The organism is Parabacteroides sp. AT13, from assembly GCF_002272965.1.
Lineage (GTDB): Bacteria > Bacteroidota > Bacteroidia > Bacteroidales > Tannerellaceae > Parabacteroides > Parabacteroides distasonis.
In genome coordinates, this window is sequence record NZ_NQMH01000001.1 from 1,685,623 (window position 1) to 1,697,458 (window position 11,836).

The 11,836-nt window shown below is 47.6% G+C and carries 6 protein-coding genes; all 6 read right to left on the reverse strand.

The genetic code is table 11. The features are described 5' to 3' along the window. Positions 1 to 44: 44 nt before the first annotated feature. The 6 genes from CI959_RS07145 to CI959_RS07175 all read right to left on the reverse strand — a co-directional run bounded on the left by CI959_RS07145 (position 45) and on the right by CI959_RS07175 (position 11,757). Entirely contained in the window at positions 45 to 611 is a 567-nt protein-coding gene (locus tag CI959_RS07145) for an RNA polymerase sigma factor (protein ID WP_005863561.1), read from the reverse strand. Positions 612 to 995: 384 nt separating this feature from the next. Further along, a complete protein-coding gene (locus CI959_RS07150) occupies positions 996 to 1,901 on the reverse strand; it encodes a hypothetical protein (RefSeq protein WP_005863563.1) in 906 nt (301 codons plus the stop codon). Between the two features lie 1,053 nt (positions 1,902 to 2,954). Next, on the reverse strand, positions 2,955 to 3,905 hold the full coding sequence (locus CI959_RS07160; RefSeq protein WP_005860205.1) for a Dyp-type peroxidase: 951 nt from the start codon (positions 3,903 to 3,905) through the stop codon (positions 2,955 to 2,957). A 148-nt stretch (positions 3,906 to 4,053) separates the two neighbouring features. Beyond that, positions 4,054 to 6,252 carry a glycoside hydrolase family 3 C-terminal domain-containing protein gene (locus CI959_RS07165; protein ID WP_057317255.1) on the reverse strand — a complete coding sequence of 733 codons (2,199 nt, stop codon included), beginning with the start codon at positions 6,250 to 6,252 and terminating at the stop codon, positions 4,054 to 4,056. Between the two features lie 22 nt (positions 6,253 to 6,274). Continuing rightward, positions 6,275 to 8,803, reverse strand: a complete 2,529-nt coding sequence (locus CI959_RS07170; RefSeq protein WP_057326783.1) for a sugar-binding domain-containing protein — start codon at positions 8,801 to 8,803, stop codon at positions 6,275 to 6,277. Between the two features lie 107 nt (positions 8,804 to 8,910). After that, positions 8,911 to 11,757 (reverse strand): TIM-barrel domain-containing protein, encoded by a 2,847-nt coding sequence (locus CI959_RS07175; protein WP_057326782.1) that lies wholly within the window; start codon positions 11,755 to 11,757, stop codon positions 8,911 to 8,913. Positions 11,758 to 11,836 lie beyond the last annotated feature (79 nt).

Below are 11,836 nucleotides of genomic sequence, written 5' to 3' on the forward strand. Positions count from 1 at the left end.
AACTATCTACCCCTACAAACCACAAGATATTTAATGCTTATTAACTATAAAAAGAGTGTTATAAGGCAAAGAAAGCCATCAGAAGAAAGTCGATCTCGCAAAAAACGCAAAGCCCTACTCAACTGTGTCTCCACAGTCTTTTCTGAGATAGAGAGGCGTTCCGCTATTTCTCTATATGATAAATGTTCATGACGGCTCAAACGGAATATCTCCCGACGTGATGGCGGTAATTCTTCTATCAAGCTATTAATATATTCCCGTAAAGACTCTGCGTCGATTCGTTCTTCCATAAGCGAATCGACATCTGATAGCTGTCGTTGTAGGCTTTCCGTCAGTTTTTCAGAGAGTAACCGGTTTTCTGTCTCTTTATAAACCAAGTTACGGGCTATGGTGAATAGATAGGCATCAAAGTTTTGTTCCGGATCTATAGTCTCATGCTTCTCCCAGATTTTAAGAAAAACGTTTTGGGTCAAATCCGCCGCCATAGATTTATCATATAGCAACGAATAAACAAAATGATATACATGCTGATTATATTCCCAAAATAGAGTTTCAAAAGCCTTTTCATCCCCATTCTTCAGATCTATAAGCAAATTTCCATCCATTTTCATATCACATATATATTATATATCCCCGCCATACCAACTTATCTCCATTCTGCTTATTCGCAGTTCATATACTTTAGTTCTGATGAAACTACGTCTTTTATCTAATGTAAGTCCCTAAATAACAATCATCTATATCTATTTTTATTTAGATCTATACTGCTATTGGTTATTCTACCATTTAGTTACTCACTGATTTTCTATCTCTTATCACCTTTATCCTCTATTCAAATCAATGTAGTTTCATCAGAACCTAGAACAAGGTTACAAGTGAAGATTCAAATATAAACAAACATCATTACATATCGCAAATATACAAAAAAATGTAAATACAGTATGAGTATCCTTGAAATCTAGTTAAATTCTACTTGAGGACAAAGAATGTCCTCACTAATTATCCGCTTCGCAAATGATATATTGATAAAGGTCGGAATGCCCGGTTTTATCGATTATCTTATGCTTTTCGAGTTGGAATTTCAGTTGGGCCAAACCAAGAGCGCCAAAGCCGGGAAGGTCTAATAAAGAGTCGAGTCCGTTTTTGAGGGCGTAACGTAGAATATCTTCTATGATTTCTATTTTCAAGGTTGTAAGGCATTTACGGATATAGGGCGCTAAGGTGAGACGGGTAATGGGTTGGCATATCCGTTTCGCGGCATTTAAGGGAACGGGGGTAAGTGATCGGGGAGATTCGATACATAGACCGTTTTGGAGCGCCTTTTTATATAATCTTCTCAATTCGTATTCCATGTTCCTGTTCTCTATCCACAGACGTTCTATCTCAAGGTCTTGGTTCGTGATTGTTTTCTTGTATTCGGTCAGGAAGCCCATGTTTTCTTGCAAGCGGAGCGATATGACCTTATATCGGCGACAGATTCCGTCGTAGGATATACCACAACGTTTAGCTACGTCTTCTATCTTGGCTCCGGAAGTTATTTCCGTAAAGATAAGTCGGTCTTTCTTGTCGTGTATGAATGTTGATAGTTCGGCGATAATGAGTTTAAGTAGGGGAGAGATGTTTTTAAGGGATCGCAGGCAGAAAAGGTAATCATCGAATTGGGAGATGATCTCGTTTATCTCTTCTTCCTTGTCTTGGATGATAAGTTGCAGGTATAGCTTTTGTATTCCCATACGCTCGATATGGGAAATGAATTCACGCAAATTGGTCAGATCGACTAGGCGAACACCTTGCTTCACGACGTAAGATGTTATTTTTTTAGATATCGCCCATTGCTGGATTTCTTGAGATGGAAAGCCGGTGATACGAGCGGCTTCTTCAAGAGTAATAAACTCAGGCATAACTATTTGATTAAAGTAAAACTTATACTATTTATCTTTAAAAAGGGCGTTATTTGGCGTTATATTGAAGAGCTGGCCTTTCATTATAAAATAAAGAAAGGGCGATTGGCTGAAAATATTGTTGACAAAGGCTCGGCCAAGCCTCAACACTCAATAAAGTCAGCCGCACGCCCCCCTTATCTGTATACAATAATCTATCTATACTATACAGTAGCATAGATAACACGTATATCTAATAAAGGGCTGCGGGGCTTTCTCTGTGCATTGAGTGTCTCGAAAAATTTGGCCGATTTTTGTCAACTCGCACAAATATCGCACGCAACACAAGGCTTCTAACTTAAAAGCCTTTTATTGTCGCAAATATACGTATTAAAAATATTTTAGTCTATGATAATCCATACGTTTTCTATTTTATCATTGTTTTACTACCAACAAAGAAAGAATAAGTAGATAAAAACCTACGCTTTTACCTTTTGCTTTTCTGTCTTAATTACTAGCTAGGCAAATATATGATATATTCTTTAATTATAATTGATTATTAAGGAAAAAATCAAGATGGCGATCCATCAAACAGTACGAAGACTACTACCCTAAAGTCTACGGAATGACCTTACAAAATACTTTTATAGCGCAAAAAAGATTAGGTACATTGCCAAATGGCTTTTTTAGGTAGAAAGTTACCAGTTAACTAACATTTCAAAGTAAGTTAGCTTCAACGGCAAAGTAAGTTAACTTCATAAATCCGGGTTGAAATCCGCAAACGACATACAACACGCGTCTACACTCCCAACACTATATAACCGCTATGGATATTTGAAGTATTGATAATAGGCGGTTTACTTCTGTTATCCGTAACTCCAACCTTATCAGTCAACAAGCCTTTCATTAAAAGATAAGCACATCATAATGGCACGACTGTGCCATCTCAATGGCACACCATTGCCATAAGGAAGGCACAGCTATGCCACGCTGATGGCACAGCCGTGCCACGATATGGAAAATGATTGGCACTGCGGAAGTCTGTTAACTAGACAGTTAAGGATGGATAAATAATTATTCCCCTAACTTATCAAGCAACTCATACGACGGAACGAAGAAAAGAGTTCCCGTTATCGGCGTGCTGAAGTCCAGCAGACGATCCGTATTGCCTACAGGATCACCGACGAACATATTCTCCAGCATTCGTCGGGTGGTGCTGAACGTGCTGGCATAGGCGATAAAATAGGTACCGTATTCACCTTTGGAGGTATGGGCGAATGGCATGTTAGCACGGACTATTTTCAGATCGTCTCCGATGTTCGTCACGGCGTTATGGGCGTTCTTCGGTTTTTCCTCATCTGATAGCTCAACATCGTTGAATTTACGGCGACCGATGACTTTCTCTTGCTCTTCCACTGGAAGCGCATTCCATGCCACCATATCATGAATGTATTTTTGCACAAATACATAACTTCCGCCCATAAACTCGGGGTCCTCATCGCCTATTACCGCGAAACGATAGGGGTCTTCATCCACGGCAGGATTCTCCGTACCGTCCACGAAACCGATAATCGCCTTACCGTCTCTATACCGAAAACCGTGGGTCTCATCGATCGATTCCACGACACCTCGCAGTTTCTGGTCTATAATGGAGGCGAACTCAAAGCACAGTCCCATCTGCTTACAGCGGATGTGGAATAGTAAATCCCCGGGGGTAGAAACAGCCGTAAGCTTAACTCCTTTGATCTCTTCAAACGGTTGCAATTCTTTGGGGTTTCCTTGCTCCGGAAAGAAACGTTTCCAAGCATCCGCCCCGAATCCTATCGTACAACTGAATTGCATATCAGGATAGCGATTGCGCATACTACGTATCAAAGCGGAGAAATTAGCGCACACGTCCTTTACCTTATCAATCGTGTCGGGGAGATCTTTTAGAGCATAGACAATGAAAACCGCATTCTCGCCCGGTTTTTGGGTAACATCTTGCGGATAGTTAGCGTTCAATGGATTTTGTAGAGAGTTCATAGCACATCTTTAATTATATTGTTATTATATGGATATAACTCTATAGATGCGCTCTTGTTCAAGGAAATGTAACGAAAAATGTCCTAGCGGTTATTTTTCAATATCTATTTGTAGAGACGGGGCGTGCCCCGTCTCTACAACTGGGTAGTTATTTCACCTCCACGCTGATTCTCTGCTTGATATCTGAGGCGGAGGCTCCTAGTTGGAGGATGAACTCGCCGGGTTCTACGACGAATTGGCTTTGTGCCTCACTATAGAAAGCTAAAGAGGATACGGGGATGTCCAACGTGATTCGCCGACTCTCACCGGGTTTAAGGAATACCTTCTTGAAGCCTTTTAACTCCTTGACCGGACGCATCACGGAGCAAACCGGATCGCTTACATACAATTGGGCTACCTCAGCTCCTTCACGGTCTCCGGTATTGGTTAGGGTGAAAGTCGCTTGGATCGTATCCGCTTGATCGTACGTCTCTTTATCCGTATTCAGGTTGGAATAGTCGAATGTCGTATAGGATAAGCCGTAACCGAACGGATAAACGACCGGAAGCCCCTTCGTATCGAACCAGCGGTAACCGACCAAGATATCTTCCTCATAATTCACTTTCAGATCCCTGCCGGGGAAGTTGCCCAACGCATGCGCCGGAGATTGATCCAAGCTCACGGGAGTGGTGAACGGCATCTTTCCGCTTGGATTCACCTTGCCGGATAATACGTCTACCAAGGCATTTCCTCCTTCCATGCCGTTGAACCAAGCCCAAACGATAGCCGGGGAACAAATATCTACGGCAGCCATATTCAACGGCGATCCGGCGATCATGACCACGATCGTACGAGGATTCGCCTTTACCACCTCTTGAATCAACTCAACCTGCCCGTATGGGATATCCATATTCAGACGGTCGAACGACTCGGTATCATAATCATGGTTCAAACCACAAACCAAAAGGGCCACGTCACTCGTGCGGGCAACCTCTACCGCCTCTTTCAATAATGCGTCGCTTTCCTGTGTCTTGGAAGAGAAAGTACCAGAGCTTTGCCCATTATTGCTTCCCTCCACGAAAGTAGATAACTTCTCATAGCCTTGGGCAAAACGGATATCCACCTTATCGCCCCATTTCGCACGAAGCGCCTCTAATGGAGTTACCTCGTAAACCGCCTTGATCTCGGAACTCAAGCCACCATTAGAATGTTTGCGGGTAGCGTTATCGCCAATTACCGCCAGACTCTTGATCGAGGAGAAATCCAACGGGAGAAGATTATTCTGGTTCTTCAATAAGACAATGGCTTCGGCAGCCGCGTCATAAGTGGCTTGCTGATGCTCTTTCGTATTCATGGAGCCGGGGCCGAAACGCTTTTTCGGGTCCAAGACATTCGTCTTGATCATCACACGTAAGACATCGCCCACCTTCTCGTCCACCAAGCTCATAGGAACCTTACCGGACTTAACAGCCTCGATCAAGGGGTTGGCATAATACCAATCCTCATATTTATCGATCAGCGTGCCCATCTCCAGATCCAAGCCGGCCTCCATAGAAGGAACCGTGCTATGGGCGGCTCCCCAGTCGGTTACATATACGCCATCGAATCCCCATTCATTCCGAAGGATCTTGCGAACCAAGTAGTTATTCTCCGCGCAGAACTCCCCACGGAATTTATTATAAGCGGCCATTACCGTCAAGGCGCCTCCCTCCTGTACGGCCGCCTTGAAAGCGGGTAAATAAATCTCACGCAAGGCACGCTCGCTACATTCCACATCGACAGTCGTACGGTTTGTCTCTTGGTTATTCACGGCGAAATGCTTTACGCTGCAAGCCACGTCACGGCTCTGCAAGCCTTTGATATAAGCGACCGCCAATACGGAGTTCATATAAGGATCCTCGCTCATATACTCGAAGTTACGGCCACAAAGCGGGGAGCGAATGATATTCACGCCCGGGCCCAGCAATACGTCCTTCTTACGCCAGCGAGCCTCCTCGCCCAGCACCTCGCCCCGACGGTAAGCCAACTCCGGATTCCAAGCGGCGGCGAAAGCCGTGCCGGTCGGGAAATAAGAGGCGGAATCATTTGTCCAACCCGCATATGCCCAGTCGTGGCGATTGATCTCCGCACGTACCCCGTGAGGCCCGTCGCTCAAGCTCCACTCGGGAATCCCCAGACGCTCTACTCCGGCAACATAGAATTTTGAGTTACCATGCAATAATCCGACCTTTTCCTCCAAGGTCATCTTCTTAATCAGTTTCTCGATACGTTTCTCCATTTGTACCTTCTCTTTATCCGTGACCTGCGAGCTCGCGGCAGCCGCGTTCAAGAATAGCCCGCAAGCGATCACGCCTATTATCTTTTTCATTTCCTTTTTATTTATAGGTTTATTATTGCGCTTGAATCGTTACCGTCGCCTCGGGTAAGCCCTCGGCTATGGCTTTTAAGTGGATGTCGCCTTGTCCGCCCTTGTTCCGGATCACGACCAAGGCTTTTCCATAGTAAGCTTGCCGTTTCGGTTTACGGAGGCTGTTCGGATCGTTCGGATCTCCGTTATCCGTTCCGGCGATCTCACCCGGGCCCTCCACGGAGAAACGGATCAACGGGGTAGCGTCGGGAACCCGGTTACCATCGATATCGCATACATCTATGGTTACAAACGATAGGTCCGAGCCATCCGCTTGGATGACGCTACGATCCGGGGTCAAGACCAAACGGGCCGGCTCTCCTGCCGTATGGATCTCTTTCACCAAGACCTCCTTACCCCCTAAGCGGGAGACGGCTTTCAAAGTTCCGGGCGTAAAAGGCACACGCCAAGAGACATGATAGGTACTGTCCGTTTTTTGTCGTACGCCTAGGCTCTTTCCGTTTAGGTATAGTTCCACCTCATCGGCATTGTTATAATAGGCCCAGATATCCACCGGTTCGCCTTCCTTCCAGTTCCAATGCGGGAAAATGTGTAATACGGGTTCATTCGTCCACTCGCTTTTATACATATAATATATATCCTTCGGGAAACCCGCCAGATCCACGATACCGAAGAAGCTGCTCCGGCTGGGCCACCAATAGGGGGTAGGCTCTCCCAAGTAATCGAAACCCGTCCAGACGAACAGGCCGGATACATGCGGAAGCGTCTTCACCAGATGCCAAGTCTTCTCGTGCGTAGAGCCCCAAGGTACATGGCAATTATCATAAGAGGAGCAAACATGCTCGGGAGCCTCGAAAGGCTTGTCCCACGATTCCGGACGGATATAAATATGATCAGACGGCATCTCATAATAGCCACGGGTCATCAAGGCCGAGGTAGATTCGCTCACGATCAGTTTCTTTCCGGGGAAATTCCGGAGGAACGGCTCGAAATATCGCTCATGGTAGTTGAAGCCCAGCACATCCAAGGCATCCGAGCGGAACAGATGATTCGCAGGGTTTACCTCGTTACAGCCGGCGGTAACGACCCGGGAGGTATCTAGCCGTTTCACGATAGCCGCCAGATGACGGGTGATCAAGGATTGACGGCTAAGGGTCGTATCCTTCAGCAAAGCGGGATCGATGGCATGGCCGGCATTCAAGATCAGGTTCGCCGCTTGCAGATCCAGCTCGGTAGCGTCGGCATGACTCCATTGCTCAAGTACCTCATTGCCTATACTCCACATGAAAACAGAGGCGTGATTCCGGTCACGCAAGATCTCGTCCGTCAAATCCCGCTCGTGCCACTCCGCGAAATACCGGGCGTAATCGTATGGGGACTTACGGCGTTCCCACATATCGAAAGACTCATCCTGTACCAGAAGGCCCATACGATCGCAAAGATCCAGCAACTCGGGTGCCGGGGCGTTATGGCTGGTACGGATCGCGTTCACACCCATCTCCTTCATGATCTGTAGCTGGCGCTCGATAGCCCGTGTATTCACGGCGGCACCCAGACAGCCTAAATCATGATGCAGGCAAACCCCTTTTATCTTCAAAGGCTTATCATTCAAATAAAAGCCGGTAGCGGAATCCCAACGGAACGAGCGAAGGCCGAATACCGTCTCGTAACGATCTACCACCTTACCAGCCACTTTCACTTCCGTGACGGCCGTGTAGAGCGAGGGAGAATCGGGACTCCAAAGCTTGGGATTTGGGATCGAGAACTGATGATCGACAGATGCCTCCCGCATACGGGCGTCGTAACAGGGCGTATACGGTACCCGTAATAGAGTTGTTACGGGTGCCGTAACAACTCTGTTACGGTCATCGTAAATAGAGGTAGAGATTTCGGCATCCCTATCCGCCTCCGAGCTATTCCTTATTCTCACCTCCAACGAGAAGGTAGCCTCCTCCGGCGAGATCCTCATGTCATGCACGAAAGTACCCCAGTTGTCCACATGTACCGGATTCACCTTTACTAACCATACGTTACGGTAGATACCGGAGCCTGAATACCAGCGGGAATTCGGTTGCTCGCTATTATCCGCCTTCACGACAATCACGTTCGGTTGGCTTCCATACCTCAAATAAGGCGTCAAGTCATAACGAAACGATACATAACCATTCGGACGGAATCCCAGCGAATGACCATTGATCCAGACCTCGCTATTCCGGTAAACCCCGTCGAAATCAACATAAACAACCTTACCCCGATCCGTCTCCGGAAGGGTAAATGTCTTTCGATACCAACCAATCCCGCCCGGTAGCGCGCCGCCGCCCGGGGTAGACGGGTTATCGAGGGAGAAATCCCCCTCGATACTCCAATCATGCGGTAAAGATAAGATACGCCAAGTGGAATCATCGCTGTCCGGGGATGAATAATCCTGAACGCTATCCGACAAGGCAAATTTCCAATCGTCATTCCATGGGCTACGTTCACGCACCTGCTCCCCGGTGGGGGAACAGGCGGTGAGCAATAGGCCCAGAAGCCACGCAAGTGGCCGATTCATCAGTGGTATCATTAGTGATTATATAGTTTAATTGATACTACCCAGTTGTAGAGACGGGGCGTGCCCCGTCTTAGCACAGACTGATGGGTATTATTTAAAGTTACCATTTAGAGGGGTTGAGACGGGGCACGCCCCGTCTCTACAACTAGAGGTTTACCTTGGTAAGATATTGTCACGTCCTTGCCAGCGGGGTTCTCCGGCGTGATGAGACGTACCGTGATCTGACGCTCGCGGATCATGCCCGGATAGTCGCCCTCCCGTGCGCCGATCGTGAGCGTTCGCCTCGCATCATCATAAACAAACGGGATGGTAGCGTAATTTCCTTTCTCGTAATCGTAGGTCACGCCATTATCCTCATATAAGGTGAAGGAACCGTCGGCACCGGCGTAAACAGAGACGATTAAGTCTTTCTGTTCCTCTTTCGTAGACTGGATTACCTTTCCGGTCGGTACGATAGAGCCGGCTCTCACGAACAAAGGCATACGCTCGTAAGGAGCATCCACGTCCATTGTCGTTCCGCCTTGTATACGCTTGCCGTTGTAGAAATCGTACCAAATGCCGGCCGGGAAGTACACCTCACGGTCGCGAGCCTTATACTCATACACCGGGCATGCCATGAAGGCCGGGCCAAACATAAACTGGTCGTCTATATCGTAAGTCTTCTCATCGTCCGAATAATCCATCACCAAGGCACGCATGATCGTATAATCCTCAAAATGCGTCTTGGAGGCCAAGCTATAGATATACGGCATCAATTGATAGCGCAACTCGGTATAATACTTCATCGATTGGTACGTAGGCGATCCTTCCGGAGCGATATTATAGATCTCGCGGCAAGGATATTGCCCGTGGCTACGGAACAACGGACAGAAAGCTCCGAACTGATACCAACGGTTGTTCAACTCCCTCCATTCCCTCAAATCCTCGCTACCTTCCTTAGCGCCCATATAACGGTTCTCCACGCTGAAGCCACCGATATCCATCGTCCAGTAAGGGATACCGGACATGGCGAAGTTCAAGCCGGCGCTGATCTGCGCTTTCATATCCTCCCAGCGAGTACCGATATCGCCACTCCATGTAGCGGTAGAATAACGTTGCTGGCCGGCGAAACCGGAACGGGTCAACAAGAATACACGGTCATCCGGGTTTACGCTACGTTGTCCGTCGTAGATCGCCTCGGCGTTAGCCAAAGCGTAAGCGTTGAAGTATTTCGTGGACGGGCCCAGATAAGTCGGTCCGCAAAGCGCCTTGCGATACTCGATATCCGTATTATCCTGTACGTTCGGCTCGGAAGCGTCCATCCACCAAGCGTCGATGCCCAAGGAATACAGATGCTCGTTCATCTGTTCCCAGAAAAGCTTGCGGGCTTCCGGGTTGTACGCGTCATAGAAAGAACCGATATAACCCGGATAAATCCAGTCGCGGATACTATCCTTAATCGCCTGCTGATACATAGCACCCAGCGCATCCAACTCTTTATAATGCTCTGTCGTATAATAGAACTTCGGCCATACGGAGATCATGATACGGGCATCCTTATCGTGGATTTCCTGAATCATGCCTTTCGGGTCCGGGAAGCGTTCCTTATCAAACTCGTGGCTACCCCATGCGTCTACCGGCCAGTAGCTCCAGTCCTGTACGATCACATCCAAGGGAACCTGCCGCCGGCGGTATTCGTTCAAGGCGGTCAATAGCTCCTCTTGCGTCTTATAACGCTCACGGCTCAACCAGAATCCCATCGCCCATTTCGGCATGATCTGGCTCTTGCCCGTAACCGTGCGGTAACCGCTGATCACCTTATCCATGGAAGACTCTCCGTTGATGAAGTAGTAATCGATATCATCCCCCATTTCCGACCAGAAAGCCAACCGCTCCCGCTCCTCCTCCGGTAGCGGAGATAATACCTTCAAGCCGATATAAGAGACATCGCCATCCGGCAACCATTCGATACGGATCGGATAACGTTTGCCCTTTTCCAGATCGGCCGTAGCCTTGTAATCATTCGGGTTCCATGCCGCACGCCAACGTTCCGGGATGATCTCCTCGTTATTCACAAATACCTTGGTATAACCGGCGTAATGTAGTTTGAAATGATAAGTACCCGTCTCTTTCGCCTCGATCTCGCCCTCCCAAGTAGCGGAAGCGCTCGGCTTCGGGAAGTCTGCCGGCAGGTTCTTGATGGTTTTCAGATTCTCATAATCTACCTTATCTTCATCCCGCTGGATTAAAACGGAAATCTTCGCCTTATCCGTATAGTAGGTAGCGGTCAACGCCCCTGCCCTCCCGTCTTTTCCGTATAGCCCAAAGACATCGCCCAAATCGGCGTATGGACGCTTGTCGCCGAAACGGCTCAAGGAATAGTTATGCCAAAGTACACCATACCCTTTTGAGGAAACGATAAACGGCACGCTCACCTTCGTGTTATATTGGAAAAGCTCTTCGTTCTTGCCTTTGTAGTTGAACTCATCGCTCTGATGCTGTCCTAGGCCGTAAAGCCCTTCCTCGTCCTCGCTCTCAAATACCTGACGTAAGGTATAGCCTTTGGTTCCTTCCACCTCGATCGGCGTAAATTCCTTGCCTCCGTTTGTCTTCTCACGAAGGATCGTGTGTCCGTTGGCGTCGGTAAAGCGAACCTCTCCGGTCTCCCGTGAAAGACGGGCCTGTGTGGTTTGCGTACTTACGATGATCGTATCCCCCGAGGTCGTTATCTGAAACGATGGGGCGGGCAACGATTTCGTGTCCTTGATCAAGTTCACTTGGTTGGAAAACTTACCATCCGGAGAGGCGATTACCCGGATAATATCATCAGAGATTACTTCCAATTTAACAGCCTTCGCCTGTCCGGAACGGATATCGGCGACCAAGCCATTCTCGACCTTCCGGTAAGCGGAATCAGTCATGCAGGAAGTCAGCAGGGAAAGCCCTAACGTGAATACCGCGATGTGTTGTTTCATATTCTATAGATTCTTTAATTATTTCCGATCAGCAATGAGTCCGAACAGGTTTTTCCATACAAGAAAAATGGTTCTTCAT

What these genes read in the sequence shown, in the direction of transcription:
- CI959_RS07175 (WP_057326782.1), bottom strand. Translation starts at nt 11,757, where the DNA reads ATGAAACAACACATCGCGGTATTCACGTTAGGGCTTTCCCTGCTGACT.
- CI959_RS07160 (WP_005860205.1), bottom strand. Translation starts at nt 3,905, where the DNA reads ATGAACTCTCTACAAAATCCATTGAACGCTAACTATCCGCAAGATGTT.
- CI959_RS07150 (WP_005863563.1), bottom strand. Translation starts at nt 1,901, where the DNA reads ATGCCTGAGTTTATTACTCTTGAAGAAGCCGCTCGTATCACCGGCTTT.
- CI959_RS07165 (WP_057317255.1), bottom strand. Translation starts at nt 6,252, where the DNA reads ATGAAAAAGATAATAGGCGTGATCGCTTGCGGGCTATTCTTGAACGCG.
- CI959_RS07170 (WP_057326783.1), bottom strand. Translation starts at nt 8,803, where the DNA reads ATGAATCGGCCACTTGCGTGGCTTCTGGGCCTATTGCTCACCGCCTGT.
- CI959_RS07145 (WP_005863561.1), bottom strand. Translation starts at nt 611, where the DNA reads ATGAAAATGGATGGAAATTTGCTTATAGATCTGAAGAATGGGGATGAA.